At 54.7% G+C, this 17,360-nt stretch carries 18 protein-coding genes; 10 read left to right on the forward strand and 8 right to left on the reverse strand.

Annotation, left to right across the window (positions count from 1 at the left end; translation table 11 throughout):
• The first annotated feature begins 766 nt into the window (after window positions 1-766).
• Both OSH04_RS15565 and OSH04_RS15570 read left to right on the forward strand, forming a co-directional pair.
• Window positions 767-1,561: a uracil-DNA glycosylase gene (locus OSH04_RS15565; RefSeq protein ID WP_226349789.1), complete on the forward strand. Its 795-nt coding sequence runs from the start codon at window positions 767-769 to the stop codon at window positions 1,559-1,561.
• 30 nt (window positions 1,562-1,591) lie between these two features.
• On the forward strand, window positions 1,592-1,945 hold the full coding sequence (locus OSH04_RS15570) for a hypothetical protein (protein WP_021447087.1): 354 nt from the start codon (window positions 1,592-1,594) through the stop codon (window positions 1,943-1,945).
• Window positions 1,946-2,153: 208 nt separating this feature from the next.
• On the opposite strand, the gene lipA is transcribed toward OSH04_RS15570, so the two are convergent.
• A complete protein-coding gene (gene lipA, locus OSH04_RS15575; protein WP_021447088.1) occupies window positions 2,154-3,158 on the reverse strand; it encodes a lipoyl synthase in 1,005 nt (334 codons plus the stop codon).
• A 199-nt stretch (window positions 3,159-3,357) separates the two neighbouring features.
• On the opposite strand from lipA, the gene OSH04_RS15580 reads away from it, so the two are divergent.
• The gene (locus OSH04_RS15580) at window positions 3,358-4,149 is read left to right on the forward strand and encodes an enoyl-CoA hydratase (protein ID WP_251196980.1); all 792 of its coding nucleotides are present in this window, start codon (window positions 3,358-3,360) and stop codon (window positions 4,147-4,149) included.
• Window positions 4,150-4,221: 72 nt separating this feature from the next.
• Here the strand turns inward: OSH04_RS15580 and lipB are convergent, their stop codons facing one another.
• The 5 genes from lipB to OSH04_RS15605 all read right to left on the reverse strand — a co-directional run bounded on the left by lipB (window position 4,222) and on the right by OSH04_RS15605 (window position 8,074).
• Entirely contained in the window at window positions 4,222-4,884 is a 663-nt protein-coding gene (lipB, locus tag OSH04_RS15585) for a lipoyl(octanoyl) transferase LipB (RefSeq protein WP_266108808.1), read from the reverse strand.
• Window positions 4,885-4,902: 18 nt separating this feature from the next.
• Window positions 4,903-5,175, reverse strand: a complete 273-nt coding sequence (locus OSH04_RS15590; protein ID WP_009460108.1) for a DUF493 family protein — start codon at window positions 5,173-5,175, stop codon at window positions 4,903-4,905.
• Window positions 5,172-6,044 (reverse strand): D-amino acid aminotransferase, encoded by an 873-nt coding sequence (locus tag OSH04_RS15595; RefSeq protein ID WP_035268519.1) that lies wholly within the window; start codon window positions 6,042-6,044, stop codon window positions 5,172-5,174. Before OSH04_RS15595 ends, OSH04_RS15590 begins: the two co-directional genes overlap by 4 nt.
• 24 nt (window positions 6,045-6,068) lie before the next feature.
• Entirely contained in the window at window positions 6,069-7,298 is a 1,230-nt protein-coding gene (locus OSH04_RS15600; protein WP_035268521.1) for a D-alanyl-D-alanine carboxypeptidase family protein, read from the reverse strand.
• 125 nt (window positions 7,299-7,423) lie between these two features.
• On the reverse strand, window positions 7,424-8,074 hold the full coding sequence (locus OSH04_RS15605; protein WP_021447090.1) for an alpha/beta hydrolase: 651 nt from the start codon (window positions 8,072-8,074) through the stop codon (window positions 7,424-7,426).
• A 57-nt stretch (window positions 8,075-8,131) separates the two neighbouring features.
• Between OSH04_RS15605 and OSH04_RS15610 the strand changes: the two genes are divergently transcribed.
• From OSH04_RS15610 to OSH04_RS15625, 4 genes are all read left to right on the forward strand, one after another.
• A complete protein-coding gene (locus OSH04_RS15610; protein ID WP_266108809.1) occupies window positions 8,132-9,001 on the forward strand; it encodes a biotin--[acetyl-CoA-carboxylase] ligase in 870 nt (289 codons plus the stop codon).
• A 38-nt stretch (window positions 9,002-9,039) separates the two neighbouring features.
• A complete protein-coding gene (locus OSH04_RS15615) occupies window positions 9,040-9,876 on the forward strand; it encodes a type III pantothenate kinase (protein ID WP_266108810.1) in 837 nt (278 codons plus the stop codon).
• A 343-nt stretch (window positions 9,877-10,219) separates the two neighbouring features.
• Window positions 10,220-11,050: a UTP--glucose-1-phosphate uridylyltransferase GalU gene (gene galU / locus OSH04_RS15620; protein WP_236780496.1), complete on the forward strand. Its 831-nt coding sequence runs from the start codon at window positions 10,220-10,222 to the stop codon at window positions 11,048-11,050.
• Between the two features lie 254 nt (window positions 11,051-11,304).
• Window positions 11,305-11,514 carry a cold-shock protein gene (locus OSH04_RS15625; protein WP_026483779.1) on the forward strand — a complete coding sequence of 70 codons (210 nt, stop codon included), beginning with the start codon at window positions 11,305-11,307 and terminating at the stop codon, window positions 11,512-11,514.
• A 155-nt stretch (window positions 11,515-11,669) separates the two neighbouring features.
• On the opposite strand, the gene OSH04_RS15630 is transcribed toward OSH04_RS15625, so the two are convergent.
• Both OSH04_RS15630 and waaC read right to left on the reverse strand, forming a co-directional pair.
• Entirely contained in the window at window positions 11,670-12,995 is a 1,326-nt protein-coding gene (locus OSH04_RS15630) for a 3-deoxy-D-manno-octulosonic acid transferase (protein WP_266108811.1), read from the reverse strand.
• 185 nt (window positions 12,996-13,180) lie between these two features.
• Window positions 13,181-14,182 carry a lipopolysaccharide heptosyltransferase I gene (gene waaC / locus OSH04_RS15635; RefSeq protein WP_266108812.1) on the reverse strand — a complete coding sequence of 334 codons (1,002 nt, stop codon included), beginning with the start codon at window positions 14,180-14,182 and terminating at the stop codon, window positions 13,181-13,183.
• A 124-nt stretch (window positions 14,183-14,306) separates the two neighbouring features.
• On the opposite strand from waaC, the gene OSH04_RS15640 reads away from it, so the two are divergent.
• The 3 genes from OSH04_RS15640 to OSH04_RS15650 all read left to right on the forward strand — a co-directional run bounded on the left by OSH04_RS15640 (window position 14,307) and on the right by OSH04_RS15650 (window position 17,270).
• The gene (locus tag OSH04_RS15640; protein WP_009460118.1) at window positions 14,307-15,206 is read left to right on the forward strand and encodes a LysR family transcriptional regulator; all 900 of its coding nucleotides are present in this window, start codon (window positions 14,307-14,309) and stop codon (window positions 15,204-15,206) included.
• Window positions 15,207-15,304: 98 nt separating this feature from the next.
• Window positions 15,305-16,108 carry a putative hydro-lyase gene (locus OSH04_RS15645; protein WP_266108813.1) on the forward strand — a complete coding sequence of 268 codons (804 nt, stop codon included), beginning with the start codon at window positions 15,305-15,307 and terminating at the stop codon, window positions 16,106-16,108.
• A 115-nt stretch (window positions 16,109-16,223) separates the two neighbouring features.
• The gene (locus tag OSH04_RS15650; protein WP_009460120.1) at window positions 16,224-17,270 is read left to right on the forward strand and encodes a TRAP transporter substrate-binding protein; all 1,047 of its coding nucleotides are present in this window, start codon (window positions 16,224-16,226) and stop codon (window positions 17,268-17,270) included.
• Window positions 17,271-17,360 lie beyond the last annotated feature (90 nt).

Consider the following 17,360-nt stretch of genomic DNA (forward strand, 5'->3'; position numbering starts at 1 on the left):
CCGGGTTTTACACCCTGTCAGTTTCCTGACCAGTCATTCAAGCTTCGGTGCGGGCCTCTTGGCCAAGGCGGTGAAACTTGTCTAACTGCTCTCTGCGGCGCTTCGGGTAAACCCTGTGTGTGCTGCAGCGAGAAAAGAACTATAGCACGACGATTTTCGACTTGGCAAGTTTTTTACCTGAATATTTCATGTAAAAGAGGCGGTTTACAGTAGCTTTCCACTTAGATCATTGTTATATATAACAAATCTTAAATGAAACTAAATAATACTGAAATGACTGTATCTCGTTCATAGCTGGAGAGACACCAGAACTGGCAGGTGAAACGCCAGGATGCCCCATCGCAGAACAGGTCGATTCCGGGCTTTTCCTCTCCAGCTCAGCAACGATTCTCTTGTTTCGCGCTGAATTCCCGCCCCAAACGTGTTTTCGCAGACAGACAGACAGACAGACAGACAGACAGACAGACAGACAGACAGACAGACAGACAGACAGACAGACAGACAGACAGAAAAGATAAGAATGCAGTTGCGATCCTGGGGAAGACTGCACAAAGACCCGGCTATCACCATGGGCCGCTAATCTAGAACCTGGTCTACAACACTCTATATATAGAGCGCCGGTCATCCCTCTATATATAGAGGCATACCAATCGCCCTACTTTTGACCCACAAACCCCTCTCTATATAGAGACACCCCATCCAGGCAGATAGGTAAGCCACATCTCCCCTATTACAATAGGCGGACAAATAACTCTGTATGCAGACTATGGCTCGCTCATCTTCTCAAGCCCCTGCGGCACAGCTCAGCCTGATTGGCGAAGAAATACTCTCCGGCAATCTCCTGACCGAGAACATCCTGACGCAAGCTGCCCGCCTTCCCAGCGACTGGCGTGCCACATTGGATCGCCCGGAACTGCAAGACATACTGGCAACTCTGGCCAAGTGGTTGGACAAGGAGTGCCAGGATGGTGCCTCTATTTACCCGGCCGCCCCTTTCCGCGCACTGGAACTGCTGCCATTGCAAAAAGTCAGCGTAGTGATTCTGGGCCAGGATCCTTATCACGGGCCCAATCAGGCGCAGGGATTGTCATTTTCCGTACCTGACACTTGCCCGGCCCCACCCAGTCTGCGCAATATCTTTAAAGAGCTGGAGCTGGAATATCCCGACACCACCTTGCCAAGCAGTCATGATCTGAGCAACTGGGGTCGACAAGGAGTCTTGCTATTGAATACATCGCTGACTGTAGAAGATGGTTTGCCTGCCTCTCACGCCAAGAAAGGTTGGGAGCAGATTACTGACTCCCTGCTGATGAACCTGGCCCAGCAGACTACACGCCCTATTGTTTATATGTTGTGGGGTGCTCACGCCCAAGCCAAAGAAGCACTGATTCAGCAGCACTCCCAGCATCCTTACCTGATTTTGAAGGCCAATCACCCTTCCCCCTTGGCTGCTCGCCGCCCCCCTGTTCCTTTTATTGGCTGTGGTCATTTCCAGCAAGCCAATGAGTGGCTCAAAGAGCAAGGCGTCACTCCCATACAATGGTTTGCCACCGGCGCTTGACCATCCGTTCCCCTTACCTGATCCAGAACCATGCCTTTAAGCCCTGCCAATCCAGAATTAAGCTCTCAAGAACAACATGCTCTTTGGTCGAACGAACTGCTCGAACAATATGGCTGGCAATTTCAGGGAGAAACGCCATTTGCCGTCCCCTTAAGCAGCCTGCCCTTGCTGGATGAATTGTTCAAGTTTGTGAACGAGACCATCAAGGACTCTTTTGATCGCTCTTTATTCTGCTGGACTGATCTTAAACAAGACAGCAAAGGTCTGACGGCCTGGTATCTGGGCGTCGAAGATTACGACGAAGTGCTGGAGCCTTATATAGAGAGCCTGTCTACCAAGGCCCTGGCCCAGAGTGATGCAGTAGAAAGTCCACCGTCCGAATAAAAAGACACCGGCAAGCATTGATACAGGCAGTCAGGGATACATGCCCCAAAAACCGCTAACGACTCTCCGGCTTGCTGGCTGCCCTGGAACCTGTAAAAAAAACAGGCAGACGCGGATCAACAACACCGGAAAACCCGGAAGTCATAAAAAAACCCGGCGCCAAGGCCGGGTTCTTCAAATAAAAGCCAAGTCTTCTGTTCTCTTATCTTTAAGGTTGCACACCTGCTGCGTGCGCCTGCTGGTCTGCATGATAGGACGAACGCACCATGGCACCAACCGCCGCATGGGTAAAGCCCATTGCATAGGCCTCGCGCTCAAACATCAAGAATTCATCAGGCGTCACGTAGCGCATCACGGGCAAGTGGTGGCCGGATGGCTGCAAATACTGGCCAATGGTCAGCATATCAATATCGTGAGCTCGCATATCGCGCATCACTTCCAGAATCTCTTCGTTGGTCTCACCCAAGCCAACCATCAAACCGGATTTGGTTGGAATGTTTGGATGCAACTTCTTGAACTCTTGCAGCAGTTTCAAGGAGTGGTGGTAATCCGAACCAGGACGCGCCTGCTTGTACAAGCGAGGTACCGTTTCCAGGTTGTGGTTCATCACATCTGGAGGGCAGGCATTCAGGATCCCCAACGCACGGTCCAGACGAGCACGGAAGTCCGGCACCAGCACTTCAATAGTCGTAGTTGGCGAATGCTCGCGCACCTGACGGATACATTCCACAAAGTGGGCAGCGCCACCATCACGCAAATCGTCACGGTCTACGGAGGTAATAACCACGTAGGACAACTTCATGGCACCAATGGCCTTGGCCAGGTTGGCAGGTTCATTCTCGTCCAGCGGGTCAGGACGACCGTGGCCCACATCACAGAATGGGCAACGACGTGTGCACTTGTCGCCCATGATCATGAAGGTTGCCGTGCCCTTGCCAAAGCACTCCCCAATATTGGGACAGGAGGCTTCTTCACACACCGAGAACAGCTTGTGCTCGCGCAGCGTTTCCTTGATCTCGTAGAAACGGGAGTTCGGTGCAGCCGCCTTCACCCGAATCCAATCAGGCTTTTTCAAACGCTCTGCCTGCACGACCTTAATGGGAATGCGCGAGGTCTTGGCCTCGGCCTTCTGCTTTTGCGTTGCGTCGTATTCGACAACGCGAGGGCGTACAGTAGGTTTGGAATCGACGGACGTATCTGTAGGGGTGGTCATAGGCGTCTAAATAGAAAAACAGCGTGCGGGCAGCATCACTAAACGATGGGCGCAGTGGTCAATTGTAGCCCCTTCGCTTTACAAGCGCCTAGAACAAGGGCGATAGTTTGTACCAGACCCCTCTAATATAGAGGTCGACCTAACGATGCAGCAACACCCGAAAATAAAACCTGCACATACTATAAGTACGGAGACTTGCATGTCACAAGAGCACCCCGCCGATCCCGTCCTGCTGGAACAGCATCAGGGACTGGCCCGCATCACCTTAAACCAGCCCGCCAAGTACAACGCCCTGTCTGAAGAGGTGTTGGACTCTTTACAACACATTCTGGACAAGCTGGCCCAGGACCCCAGCTTGCAGTGCGTCATTATCCAGGCGGAAGGCAAGGCCTTTTGTGCCGGGCACGATCTGAAACAGATGCGCTCCAAGCCCGAACACGACTACTACCGGGATCTGTTCAGCCGCTGCAGCCGCGTCATGCAAGGTGTGCTGGCCTTGCCCGTGCCGGTGATTGCTCGTGTGCAAGGGCTGGCCACTGCAGCGGGCTGTCAGCTGGTTGCTACCTGCGATATGGCTGTAGCCACCGAGTCCACTCGCTTTGCGGTTTCCGGCATTAACGTTGGCCTGTTCTGCTCCACCCCCGCTGTTGCCCTGTCGCGCTGCGTGCCGCCCAAGGCCGCCATGGAAATGTTGATGACGGGCGAATTTATCAGCGCCCAACGTGCTCAAGAGTTGGGGTTAATCAATTACGCCGTAGCCGAAGACCAGCTGGATCAAACCGTACAGAAACTGGTCGACAGCATCATGGCCAAGAGTCCGGTTGCCGTCCGTGCAGGCAAGGCCATGTTCTACCGCCAGCGCAGCCTGGCTATTGAACAAGCCTACGACTACGCCGGCCAAGTCATGGCTGACAATATGATGAGCAATGATGCCTGCGAAGGTATTGATGCATTTATCGAAAAACGCGCGCCACACTGGAGCGGAACCTGAGGCGGCACTTGACGAATAAATAACAATATAAAGATGAGCGCCGCCACATGCGGCGCTTTATCGCTGCACTATTTAAGCTGCCGCTGCCTGTAGGCGCAGAGCCATCGCTTGCGATAGATAATTAGACAAATACTGTGCAACCTCGTCCATGGGGACCACGACGCCTTGCGAACGCATATCTGTTGTTTGCAGCCCTTCATAGCCACAGGGATTGATGCCGCTAAATGGGCTTAGATCCATGCCTATATTCAAGGCCAGTCCATGGTAAGAGCGGCCATTGCGAATCTTGATCCCCAATGCGGAAATCTTGGCCAACTCCTGCCTTGCCACCCCTTGCGGTACATAGACACCCGGTGCCCCTGGCTTGCAGCAAGCACCTTCGACACCAAAATGCGTCAGACAGGCAATAACAGCCTCTTCCAAAAGGCGTACGTATTCTTTGACGTATAAGCCTACCCGGCGCAGATCAAACAGGCAGTACACCATTAACTGCCCTGGGCCGTGATAGGTAATCTGCCCGCCCCGGTCGGTTTGCACCACGGGGACGCCACCGGGATTCAGTAGATGTTCCGGCTTGCCGGCTTGCCCTTGAGTGTAGACAGGCGTGTGCTCGACAAGCCAGATTTCATCAGGAGTCTCCGGCTCGCGCTGCTCGGTAAAGTCGCGCATTGCCTGCCAGATAGGTTCATAGGCGCTAGGCCGCTCAAACCACTTGATACGAACTGAGTCGAACATGAACGCCTGATCCCTGCTTTACATCACCACACGCACCAGATGATGCGCATGCAGGGCACGGTAAAGATTATCCAGTTGCTCACGCGAAACAGCGCGCACCGTGAAAGTCAGGCCCGTGTAGTTGCCTGCCTTGCTGGGACGCACCTCGATAGTGGCAGCGTCAAAGCCTGGATCATGTTCCAGCACGATAGCCAGCAATTCGTCTTGCAGGGTTTCGTGAGTCTGGCCCATGACTTTGATGGGAAAGTCACTGGGGTATTCGATCAACGATTCTTCGGGGGAAATTGTCATGCTTGCTCCGCAGCCTTGATGGCCTTGTCATAGCCTTCACGTAATTTGGCAAAGACAGGGCCGGGTCGTCCGTCGCCGACGGGCTGACCGTTAAATACAACGATGGGCAGCACCTCTTTGGTAGCTGACGTCATCATGATCTCGTCGGCAGTGTCGACCTCTTCACGAGAGATCTGACGCGCCTGAAAAGCTATACCCGCCTGGGCGGCCAGCTCTTCCATCAAACTGTAGCGAATCCCTTCCAGGATCAAATTGTTGCGCATGGGTGCCAGCAAAGTACCGTCGCGCACAATCCAGATATTGCAGGAGGCCCCTTCGGTCAGAAAACCTTCTCTGAACTGAATAACCTCGTCCACACCGGCTTCCAGAGCCTGCTGCTTGGCCAACACATTGCCCAGCAAGGAAACGGATTTTATATCGCAACGCAGCCAGCGTTCATCTTCAATAGCCACTGCCTTCAAACCCGTTTCGCGTTCTTGCTGCACACGCTTGAAGGGCGAGACCATGATGAAGATGCTGGGCGGCACATTGCTGGGGAAGGCATGGTCGCGCTTGGCAACACCGCGCGTCACCTGAATGTAGACCATGCAGTCAGCACCCCGGCCCGAACGTGCCAGCATATCCAGCACCAGCTTTTCCCATTCACGGCGAGTGAACGGGTTGGTGATGCCCACTTTTGCCAGACTGCGCTCCAAGCGCCCCAGGTGCCCATCAATACGAAAAGGTTTCCCGTGATAAGCAGGCACGACATCGTAAATGCCGTCGCCAAAGATAAAGCCACGATCCAGTACCGAGATCTTCGCTTCACCCAAGCGCACAAAGTCGCCGTTCAAATAAACAATGCTGTCGGGGTCAATGCCTGCAATCATAGGATTTAGCCTCGCACCAAGGAATTATTCAAACATCAAGCGCACTTTGTCGGCCATACGACCAAAAAAACCTGCCTCGGGCACATCTTGCAGCACCAGCAAAGGCTGCTCTGCCAAAACTTTGCCATCCAGGGACAAAGTCAGTGTACCGACCTTGTCACCCTTGCTCAACGGAGCCAGCAAAGGCTGGGTATAGTTGGCAACCGGCTTGATTTCCGAGGACTTGCCACGAGGAACTGTCAACCACAAGGCTCCTTCTGTACCCAGGCCTACATTCTCGACCTCACCTTCCCAAACACGGGCGGTGACAGCAGGATTGCTGGCGTCGTACAGTTTGACCGTTTCAAAGTTCTGGAAGCTCCAGTTCAGAAGCTTCAGGCTGTTTTCTGTACGGGCGGCATCGTTCGCTGTACCCACGACAACCGACACCACACGACGACCATCGCGCAAGGCCGTCGACACCAGGCAGTATCCGGCCGATTGGGTATGGCCGGTTTTCAGACCATCAACTGTATTGTCCAGCCACAGCAGGCGGTTACGGTTGGGCTGCTTGATATTGTTGTAGGTGTACTCTTTTTGGCTGTAGTAGTGCAGATACTGGGGGAAGCGGGCAACCAGTGCCGCGGACAACACGCCCAGATCACGTACCGAGGTCAGATGCTCGGGATCAGGCAAGCCGGTGGAGTTCTTGAAATGCGTAGCCGTCAAACCCAGCTTGGCGGCTTCTTCGTTCATCAAGGCGGCAAAAGCACCTTCGCTACCCGCAACGGCTTCGGCCAAGGCAACAGAGGCATCATTGCCCGATTGCACGATCACACCTTGCAGCAGATCATTCACGGCCACTTGCGAATTAACTTTCACGAACATGCGCGAACCTTCGGTGCGCCATGCCTTGTCCGAAATCACAACGGTCTGATCCAGCTTCAGGCGACCGGATTCCAAAGCATCAAAGACCAGATAGGCCGTCATCAGCTTGGTCAGGGAGGCAGGCTCGACCTGTTCGTTCAGCCCTTCTGCCGCGATGATCTGGCCACTATTAACGTCCATGGACAACCAGGCACGTGCCGTCAGGCTAGGTGCGGGTACAACGGACAAATCACCTGGCAAGGCAGGCGTCTGAGCGCCAAGCACTTGAGCCGACTCTGTCGGGGTAGGGGTTTGAGTCTGTGCCTGAGCCACCATAGGCAGCGCCAGGGCAAGTGCCACCACACAACGAGAGAGGACTGGAGATGCAAATTTTTGAATAGAAGTCATGGAAAAAATCGATTGCTTTGACAGTGGCGGAAAGAACCCATTATGGCAGAGCCATCTGGGCCTGTGAGGGGCAAGGCCCCTGAGTCTGAACAGGAAAACGCAACGATTTGAAAGCAAAACCCGGCTTAGGTTCCAAGCCCGGCCAAATGACGGCTGACCAACTCACGCAGCTGAATCAGCTTGCCATGAAAAAAGTGGCCAGCCTCGGGCAGCACAACCATGGGCAACTGATGCTCACGCGCAAAGTCCATGCCTTCCGACAAGGGAACGACATCGTCGGTTTCACCGTGCACTAGCAAGGTATCGGCAGGAGGGCTGACATCCCGGAAGCGGAAACGATTGACCGCAGTACCAGTCAGGATGAAGGCGCCGGGCAAAGGTGCCTGGGCTTCCTGCAGGCTGGCATACACTTGAGCAGCGACTGCAGTGCCAAATGAAAACCCGGCCAACATGGATGGGCCGGAACTCCACTGCGGGAAATGTGATGGGAATTGCTCAATCAAAGCCAGCATATCGGCAGTTTCGCCGCGGCTGCTATCGAACTCCCCGGCAGACTTTCCGACACCACGGAAATCCGGGCGTACTGCCAGCAAACCATGTTGAGTGGCACTGCGCGACAAGGTTGTCACCACTTTGTTGTTACGTGCCCCACCATGCAAAGGGTGAGGATGCAGCAACAAGGCCCAACCCTTGGGCTCGCCCGCTGGCCAGTCCAGAGCACAGTCAATAACACCGGCCTGGCCGGAAAATTGGATTGTATCTACGCGTTCAGACATGCTCAGATCAAATATCACATAAGATTACGTTTAACTCATCCAGTGTACCGGATTGTCATGAATACCTCTTCTGCATTCACCCTACCCAGCCCGCGCGATATGGTGGCAGAGCTGCGTACGCGCTTGCCACATTTTCCCCAGATACGCTGGGTAGACTCGACCGAATCGACCAACGCCGATTTGCTTGCCCTGGCTCGTCAGGAATCCGGGCCGCGTGTGCGTCCCTGGTTGCTGGGCGCACATCTGCAAAGTCGTGGTCGTGGGCGTGCCGGACGCACGTGGGAAAACAGCGTCGGTGCAAACCTGATGTTTTCCTGTGCCTTTGATATTTTTCTGCCTGCGCGGCAACTGCCTACTCTTTCGCCGCTTTCCGGTCTGGCAACGACGGAGGCGCTGCGCCAGTTTCTGGAACCGGCAGTGCGTAATCGTCTGGCCATGAAATGGCCAAATGACGTGCTGTGGGATCAGGCCAAGCTGTCCGGCATTCTGGTTGAGGCGACCCGCGCCAGTGCAGCGCCCAGCTCCAGTGACCATCATGTGGTGATTATCGGCATAGGCCTGAACCTGCGTGAAGCAGAGACCATCAGCCAGAACACGCAACGCGCCATTGCAGACTGGACCAGCATTGCTGAACACTCCCAACAAGCGTCTCTGGCACGCTGTTCGGACCTTGTGGCCAAAGTCGCGCAAAGCCTGTACCTGAGCCTGAACCATGTTACAGCCCACGGTTTTGGTGATCTGCCTACACGCTACGCGCAAGTTGACGCACTAATTGGCCAGCAAGTCCATATCATTGACAATGGCCAAGTCCTGCATACAGGCATCGTGACGGGCATCAATACCTCGGGGCAATTATTATTGCGCCACCCCGATGGTTCCGAACGTGCGGTCACAGTGGGCGAAGTTTCCGTTCGCGCTCACCGCTGATCGCTATACTGCACTCTTTTTAGCTCTGACGATCCGGCATGACCCTGCTCATCGACTCTGGCAACACCCGTATCAAACTAGGGTGGTGTCATCCTTTAAGCGGCGCGCGCGAAAGCCAGCCGGTTAGCTTGCATGCCGACCAATTGGATCAATTGGCGGTTTGGCTGGAGGCAGGCCAGGCCCCGCTGCAGGAATTCGCCCAACAAAAAGGTGTACAAGCACTAGGAGTGAATGTGGCCGGGCCACAGGTCCAAGCGCAAATTGATGCGGCCGTCAGCCGTCTGGGCTTGGGCCCGGTACGCTGGTTGCAGGCCCAAGAGCAGGCTTTTGGGCTGCACAACGATTATGAACAGGCGGGCCAATTGGGTGCCGACCGCTGGGCTTCCTTATTAGGGTTAAGCGATTTGCTAACCCAGGAATACCCGGTCGACCAAGGCGCCTTGCTGATCAGCTTTGGTACTGCTACCACGATTGACTTGCTGGGACCTGCACAAAATGGAGTGCGTCACTTTTTAGGTGGCTCCATTCTGCCCGGTCCCAGCTTGATGCTGGCTTCACTCAAGCAAAATACGGCGCAGCTCCCTGAGGCGCATGGGCAAACTGCGGCGTTCCCACGCAATACTCAAGAAGCTATCAGTACCGGGGTGGCTGCCGCACAGGCCGGAGCCGTGTTGCGACAATGGGAGAAAGGCCGTCAGTATCTGGGACACAGCCCATTGGTCTTTTTGGCGGGCGGTGGCCGCGCACTGGCCCAGCAAGAACTGTTAGAACAATTAAGTCATCATTGCCGTTTGCTCAATATAGAGCCCCCCCATCTACACGAGCTGGAAACTCCTGCCTTGCGAGGTCTATCGCTGTTTGCGGCGCACCCGTAAGTCGATTCGAGCTTATAACGGTCCCTCTGCCCCCTCTTGCCTGTGAACTGCCGGTGACCCATAGATACGATTGGCATTAAAACGGATGAACTTAAACTCCCCTACCCGTACAATCTTGGGTTGAACCGTATTTTTCAAGGCATTTGCGATGCGACTGCTTTTCATACTGATCCTGGTGGCAAACCTGGCCTTGCTGGCTTTTGGACAAGGCTTTTTTGGCACGCCCCCCAGCGAACAAGGCCGTGAGCCTAGACAGTTTTCGCAGCGTAACCAAGATGCCATTCAACTTGGAACCCCGGCCCATCCAATGCCAGCTTCCCCTTGATCCCCGATTGACGACACTATGAAACCCATACGCAAAGCTGTTTTCCCCGTCGCTGGTCTAGGCACGCGTTTTTTGCCTGCCACCAAGGCCATGCCCAAGGAAATGTTGCCTATTGTCGACAAGCCGCTGATTCAGTATGCCGTTGAAGAAGCCATTGCCGCTGGAGTCACAGAACTGATCTTTATCACTGGCCGCAACAAGCGAGCCATTGAAGATCACTTTGACAGCATCCCGGAACTGGAACACGAACTGGAAGGCAAGAACAAGCTGGAATTGCTGGATGCCGTTCAAAACATCATTCCCAGCCATGTCAGCTGTATTTACACCCGCCAGCCACGTGCGCTGGGTCTGGGCCATGCCGTGCTGTGCGCTGCCCCCATTGTGGGCAACGAGCCCTTCCTGGTCCTGCTGGCGGACGACCTGATCGACGCCACCACACCTGTATCGCGGCAACTGGTTGAGGCTGCGCATCAATACAACGGAAGTATTGTGGCAACTCAAAATGTAAATAGAAATGAAACAAATAAATATGGAATTGTTTCGGGTAATTTAGTCGACTCAAAAGCAACTCGACTTAATGGAATTGTTGAAAAGCCCGCACCCGAAGTAGCCCCTTCTACACAAGCCGTTGTAGGCCGTTATGTATTGGAACCGGAAATATTTGACCACCTGCGACGCACTCAAGCAGGGGTAGGTGGAGAGATTCAATTAACGGATGGAATTGCCAGTCTTTTGGAAAGTCGTGCGGTATATGCATATGAATATGAAGGCACACGTTACGACTGTGGTAGCAAGTCCGGTTTCTTTCATGCTACGCTTGAATTTGGTCGTAAATACCACGGACTTTAACGAGGGGCGCAGAGGGGTCCGTTACGATAACAAGCTTGGTTGCAATTGTTGATCAAACACTGCCTTAAAACCACGCAGAGGGTCGATTTAGCTTGACTTACAGGTTAAATACCCCCTACGATTGGCGGTGCAGGATTTCAAGTTCGTCGAAGTTTGTTCAATACGGTATTGTTTCTAATACTCATTGCCCTGATTTTTACATCTTGACAATCTTTTTTGAGCAGATTGCTCGTCATTTTTAGGGAATGCAGGAAATGCAAACAGAAACCGGTATCGTGAAATGGTTCAATAACGAAAAAGGCTACGGCTTTATCTCCCCCGACAACGGTGGCAAAGATCTTTTCGTTCACCATTCCGACATCTTGGGCACGGGCTTTAAATCCTTGGAAGAAAACCAGCGCGTTTCGTACGTGTCGGCTGAAGGCCAAAAGGGTCCACAAGCTAAGAGCATCCAAAAACTGTAAATCGATCTCGATTAGTTTTTAGATCTCAAAAAAGCCCGCTAAATGCGGGCTTTTTTATTTAACTTGATTCAAATCAAGACGAGCTGTCCTCAAATCGCCACAAATTCCAAAACACGTAAAACTAAATACTTATTAGCTAATAAACAGCTACGTATTTAATCGCGGATTTGTGCCAATCCAGAAAGTACGCGCTGCACTGCGCCTTCGTGCATTTGAACCCAATGCAAACCCGCATCAGCCATTTTGTGATGGCGTGCTGGATCATCTACTAGCTCCAGCGCCTGCTGCAACGCCAAGGCTGGCGTACCCGCACGTATCGCAGCGCCGGCCTGCATGGCATCTTGCATGGCTTGGGCAAAATTATGAGTATGCGGGCCCACAATCACAGGGACACCCACTGCGCAGGCCTCGATAAAGTTCTGCCCGCCCAAAGGCTGGAAGCTGCCCGCCACAATGGCGACTCGTGCCAGGCCGTAATACCAGTGCATTTCACCTAGGGTGTCGCCCAGCAGCACATCCACTTCACGACAAGCCTTGATCGCACTGGTGCTGGTATCGCCCTGCTCCAGCAACTCGCTACGCCGCACGGAACGCAAACCTAGCTGATTCAGATAATCTGCCGCTTCTTCAAACCGCTCCGGGTGACGTGGAATCACAACAAACAGGACTGGGCTATGCAGCTCGCTACCATGCTCTCGTTCACGGCGCAGGTAATGGGCAATGGCATCAATGAAATCGACATGCTCAGTCTCGCGCGTACTGGCGATCACCACCACACGCCGTCCCAGGTCACTGGCAAAGCCACGGCCACGTGCAATCTTGTCCTGTGGCAAAACTACATCAAACTTCAGATTCCCTGACACGCGCACGCCTTGTGCGCCCGCCAACTCCAGCCGCTGTGCATCAGCCAGGCTTTGTGCATAGATCAACTTGAAGGAGCGGTAGGCCTCTCGCATGACCGAACCTGCTTTCAGGCTGGTACGCAATGCACTTTCCGAGAACCGGGCACTGGCCAACATCATGGGAACACCTTGCCGGCGTGCCGCAGCCAATAGATTGGGCCACACCTCGCGTTCAATCAGCACCCCGGCACATGGCCGGTAATGGGCGAAAAAACGTCGTACCGAGCCCGGAAAGTCGTAGGGTAGCCATTGTTGCAACAATTGCCCGCTGGCAATCTCAGCTGCAAACGCAGTCGCACCTTCTTTACGGCCCGTAACTGTCATATGGGTTAACAGGACCGTCTCACCCTGATCCAGCAAAGCACGAATCAAAGGCTGCGCCGCACGCGTTTCACCCAGGCTGACCGCATGCACCCACACCGGGGCTTTCCTGGGCGCAGGCAGCGAACCATAAAAACCAAAGCGGGGACCCGATAACACCTGCCATTCGCCACCAGCTCGACGGGCACGCAAGCCCATCCAGGCCATCAAGGCTGGAGCCAATATGCGAATAGAGGCGGTATAGAAGAATCGGTTCACCCGCTTAGCCTCAGTACGAAATCAGCAGCAGCCAAGCCACGCTCGGCGCTACCAGGAAGACGAATAGAAAATAATGTCAGGCAGACAAAGGGCCTGCACCCAGGCGGGGCTGCAGGCCCCTTAGCATCGCGTATTGTAAGCACAAAGCCGGCTGACAAAAAAACGAATTGGCGATCAGACCCGAACTAGCCTTTTAGCGCGTCCAACAAGGCCGCCTCCGGCACTACTGTCCGCCCCAGCGCCTGATCGATGGCACAGAGCACCGTTTCCGCTGAAGGAGGATGCCCACGCTCGCCCAGGCTGGCGGTGTAAGCGGAACCTTCCAGGGGGGTACGCACTGGGGTCGAGGCTTTATAGATACCAATAGTAGGACGGCCCAAACCGGCTGACAAATGCGTCAGACCACTGTCCAGACCCACCATGACTTGCGCTCCAGCCAATTGCAGAGCGATAGGCGTCAAATCCATTCGTGGCATCACCTGAGCCTGGCTGCGACCAATAATCAGCGCCTCGGCACGGGCGGACTCGGCAGGGCTGCCCGCCAACAAGCGCAATGCCATCCCTTCCCCTTGCAGGCGATCAAAGACCTGTTGCCAGTTCTCCGGCTCCCAGAGCTTATCGTCGCGGCTGGCCGACGGCATGATGATGGCGTAAGGATCCTCGTCCTTGGGGGCTTGCGCGGCCAAACCCTGCAAACCAAAATCAGGAGCGCCTTCAAACTGATAGCCAAAGGCAGACGCGGCCAAGCTGCGCTGACGGAACACAGCAGGCTGCCAGAAACCGACGCGATGACGCACATCGTAGAACAGCGAGGCCAGCGGTTCACGCGCCGACTTCCAATCCAGCCCATGACGACGGCCTTTAGTCTGCCGTACCAGCCAGATGGATTTCATCAGCGCCTGCATATCCAGCACAACATCGTATTGGCGTGATTGCAGTTGTTCGCGCAAGGCGGCGCGTTCCTGGCGTGTCTGGGCAGACCACCACTGTTTGCGCCAGCGCCGATGCGCCACCGGGATCACTTCATTTACTGCCGGATGCCAGCCCGGAATCTGAGCAAAGCTCTCTTCTACGAGCCAATCAATTTGTGCACCGGGCACATGGCGTGCAATGTCCGAGATTGCTGGCAGCATATGCACCAGATCTCCCAAAGAGGACGTACGCACAATCAGTATCTTGCAAGTCATGGGCGAATTATAGTGGTGGCCGCGTCCAATCAAACAAAGATGCAGAAAAATATCCGCCTGCTCTACTTATGCCCGCCAATTGCCATCAGGCATAATAAGACTGCCTATTTTCTGGACCGGAAACATGATTGATCTCAAACAGATCGAAGCCTTTGTATGGGTTGCCGAGCTTGGCGGTTTCCGGGCAGCTGCCGAAAAACTCAACACGACCCAACCGTCTATTTCTCAGCGTATCGCCGGACTGGAATCCAGTCTGGAGCTGCGCTTGTTTGATCGGGGTGCCCGGGGCATCAAGCTGACCGATAAAGGCCAGGAGTTGTTGTCGCACGCACAGCGCATGCTGGATCTGCGTACCGAGATGCTGCGCGCCGCCAAAGAGCAGAACGCCATCCGCGGCCTGCTGCGTCTGGGGGTGGCTGAAACCATTGTGCAGACCTGGCTACATGAGCTGATCGACAAGCTGCATCAGGAATACCCGGCTTTGGTCATCGAGATTCATGTCGACACCACCAGCGTGCTGCGCCAGCAACTGGCCAGCTTCCAGATTGATATGGCCATGATTGTGGGCGTAGGCCAGGATCCCAAAGAACAATGCATTCGACTGTGCGCTTATCAGTTAGGCTGGGTCGCCAGTCCCGAATTGAAGTTGCATGGCCGCAAAGTCAGCGTTTCCGAGCTAGGGGTTTACCCTGTAATCACCTATCCATCCGGTAGCGTTCCCTACCTCGCCACACGCGAAGCTTTGCTGCGTGCCGGCGTCAAATCCCCACGTATTTTTGGCAGTGCATCGCTAAGCACAATCGTGCAAATGACGCGTCATGCCATGGGCCCCAGCGTGCTGGCTCCCGAGGTCATAAAAGACGAGCTTTCCGAGGGAAAACTGCGCCTTTTGAAGGTGGATCAGCCCCTGCCGGCCATCGAATTTTTTGCCTGCTGGATGGATTCTCCGGACAGTCATATTGCCCGCGTCGTGGCCAATCACGCCCAAGAAATCGCCCAACAATACGTGCAGTCCGATAAGTAATCGTTATGGCCTAGGATTCAAACATACGATTGGACACAAATTATCTGATCGGTTGCAATCCGAGGCTGTGATCAACCCCCTTTGTGCGAGTGGTCATCATGAACCTGCAAACCCTGCCTGTGCTGGCGCCCGAGGCTGAAAAATGCCGCGAGCTGATCCGTCAAGAAACTCATACTGGTCCTACCGCAGGACTGGCCGCAGGCTATGTGCAGGCCAACCTGATGATTCTGCCCAAAGACTGGGCCGATGAGTTCCTGCTGTTTTGTCAGCGCAACCCCAAACCCTGCCCTTTATTGGCCGTGACGGAACCCGGTCAGTTTCAGGTGCCAACCTTGGGTGGCTCGATTGATCTGCGCACGGATTTCCCTCGTTACCGTGTCTGGCAGAACGGCGAGCTCAGCGCCGAGCCACTGAACATCGAAGATGTCTGGCGCGATGATCTGGTGTCCTTTCTGATTGGCTGCTCCTTCTCCTTTGAAGAAGCGCTGCTGGCCGACGGGATTGATGTGCGCCATATCAGCGCGGGTGTGAATGTGCCCATGTATCGCAGCTCTATCCAGACCCAGGGCACACAGCGCCTGTCTGGCCCGCTGGTGGTATCGATGCGCCCCATGCGTGCGGCCGATGCCATTCGTGCCATTCAGATCACCTCGCGCTTTCCGTCCGTGCACGGTGCCCCGGTCCATATCGGCGACCCGTCCCTGATTGGAATCAGCAACCTGCAACAACCCGACTATGGCGATGCAGTGCCAGTCGGCCCCGACGAATTACCCGTTTTCTGGGCTTGCGGCGTCACCCCTCAAGCCGTTGCTGCCCAGGCCAAGCCGCAGTTTTGTATCACGCATGCCCCTGGCCATATGTTGATTACCGATCTGCCCAACACACGGCTGGCCGCGCTTTAAGCAAGTTTTGACCGACACAAAACCGGTCGCCCCTTTGGTTTCAATATGCAGCTCCCTGACAACAAGGGCGCGCACTCTATCAACCATACAGCTGGACCGCTATTAGGAGCACCTTATGAAAAAAATCGTACTGACCTCCCTGGCTTTGGGCTCGCTGGCCCTGGGCTCTGCTGCCATGGCCCAGGAACTGCCCAAGACTTCTTTGAAAGTTGTCGGTGGCTTGAGCAACCTGACCGCCTACCAGAACACCGAGCAGCCCTTCTGGACCAAGAAAGTACCTGAGCTGTCCGGCGGCCAGATCACGGCCGATATCAAGGGCTTTAACGACATGGGCCTGAAAGGTCCTGAAATCATGCGCTTGATCAGCCAAGGTGTGATTCCTTTCGGTACCGCCACCCTGGCTTACTTTGCCAGCGACAACTCCATTAACGAAGCGATCGACCTGGCGGGTCTGGCTCCCGATATTGAAGTGGCCAAGAAGCTGACCGACGCGTTCACTCCCGCCTACGAACAGTTCTACGCCAAGAGCAACGTCAAGGTTCTGGGTTTTTCCACCTACCCTGCCCAAGTTCTGTTTTGCAATGGCAACTTCAATGGCCTGAGCGACCTGAAAGGCAAGAAGGTGCGTACCAGCAGCCGTACTCAGGCTGAATTCGTTCAGGCTCTGGGCGGCAACAGCGTAACCATCCCATTCGGTGAAGTGGTTCCCGCACTGCAAAACGGCGTGGTCGATTGCGCCATTACCGGCTCCATGTCCGGTTACTCGGCCAAATGGTACGAAGTCAGCTCCAAGCTGTACGAAATGCCCATCAACTGGAACCAGCAGATTCACGCTGCCAACCTGGGCACCTGGAACAAGCTGGACCCCAAAGTTCAAGAGTTCCTGGCCAGCAACATCAAGGCCATGACCGAAGAAATCTGGGTTGCCGCTGCCAAGGAAACACAGGAAGGCTATGACTGCAACACGGGCGCCGACGCTTGCACGCAGCCCGTCAAAGGCAAGATGACGTTGGTCAAGCCTACCGACGCTGACCGTGAACTGCTCAAGAAAGTCATGAGCGAGACCGTGGTTCCCAAGTGGGCCGAGCGTAGCGCCGCCGACACCGTGGCTGCATTCAACACCAGCCTGAGCCCGATCCTGGGCTTCGAAGCCAAGAAGTAAATCTGTACGTCCTGCCTGCCACCAGACTCACGGTGGCAGGCTGCCTGTACCCCAGGCCCCTCCCTCCTAGACCCTGTACGGGGTAGACAT

Source organism: Alcaligenes nematophilus, assembly GCF_026344155.1.
In the GTDB taxonomy this organism is placed as follows: domain Bacteria; phylum Pseudomonadota; class Gammaproteobacteria; order Burkholderiales; family Burkholderiaceae_B; genus Alcaligenes; species Alcaligenes phenolicus.

What these genes read in the sequence shown, in the direction of transcription:
- OSH04_RS15565 (WP_226349789.1), top strand. Translation starts at nt 767, where the DNA reads ATGGCTCGCTCATCTTCTCAAGCCCCTGCGGCACAGCTCAGCCTGATT.
- OSH04_RS15570 (WP_021447087.1), top strand. Translation starts at nt 1,592, where the DNA reads ATGCCTTTAAGCCCTGCCAATCCAGAATTAAGCTCTCAAGAACAACAT.
- lipA (WP_021447088.1), bottom strand. Translation starts at nt 3,158, where the DNA reads ATGACCACCCCTACAGATACGTCCGTCGATTCCAAACCTACTGTACGC.
- OSH04_RS15580 (WP_251196980.1), top strand. Translation starts at nt 3,358, where the DNA reads ATGTCACAAGAGCACCCCGCCGATCCCGTCCTGCTGGAACAGCATCAG.
- lipB (WP_266108808.1), bottom strand. Translation starts at nt 4,884, where the DNA reads ATGTTCGACTCAGTTCGTATCAAGTGGTTTGAGCGGCCTAGCGCCTAT.
- OSH04_RS15590 (WP_009460108.1), bottom strand. Translation starts at nt 5,175, where the DNA reads ATGACAATTTCCCCCGAAGAATCGTTGATCGAATACCCCAGTGACTTT.
- OSH04_RS15595 (WP_035268519.1), bottom strand. Translation starts at nt 6,044, where the DNA reads ATGATTGCAGGCATTGACCCCGACAGCATTGTTTATTTGAACGGCGAC.
- OSH04_RS15600 (WP_035268521.1), bottom strand. Translation starts at nt 7,298, where the DNA reads ATGACTTCTATTCAAAAATTTGCATCTCCAGTCCTCTCTCGTTGTGTG.
- OSH04_RS15605 (WP_021447090.1), bottom strand. Translation starts at nt 8,074, where the DNA reads ATGTCTGAACGCGTAGATACAATCCAATTTTCCGGCCAGGCCGGTGTT.
- OSH04_RS15610 (WP_266108809.1), top strand. Translation starts at nt 8,132, where the DNA reads ATGAATACCTCTTCTGCATTCACCCTACCCAGCCCGCGCGATATGGTG.
- OSH04_RS15615 (WP_266108810.1), top strand. Translation starts at nt 9,040, where the DNA reads ATGACCCTGCTCATCGACTCTGGCAACACCCGTATCAAACTAGGGTGG.
- galU (WP_236780496.1), top strand. Translation starts at nt 10,220, where the DNA reads ATGAAACCCATACGCAAAGCTGTTTTCCCCGTCGCTGGTCTAGGCACG.
- OSH04_RS15625 (WP_026483779.1), top strand. Translation starts at nt 11,305, where the DNA reads ATGCAAACAGAAACCGGTATCGTGAAATGGTTCAATAACGAAAAAGGC.
- waaC (WP_266108812.1), bottom strand. Translation starts at nt 14,182, where the DNA reads ATGACTTGCAAGATACTGATTGTGCGTACGTCCTCTTTGGGAGATCTG.
- OSH04_RS15640 (WP_009460118.1), top strand. Translation starts at nt 14,307, where the DNA reads ATGATTGATCTCAAACAGATCGAAGCCTTTGTATGGGTTGCCGAGCTT.
- OSH04_RS15645 (WP_266108813.1), top strand. Translation starts at nt 15,305, where the DNA reads ATGAACCTGCAAACCCTGCCTGTGCTGGCGCCCGAGGCTGAAAAATGC.
- OSH04_RS15650 (WP_009460120.1), top strand. Translation starts at nt 16,224, where the DNA reads ATGAAAAAAATCGTACTGACCTCCCTGGCTTTGGGCTCGCTGGCCCTG.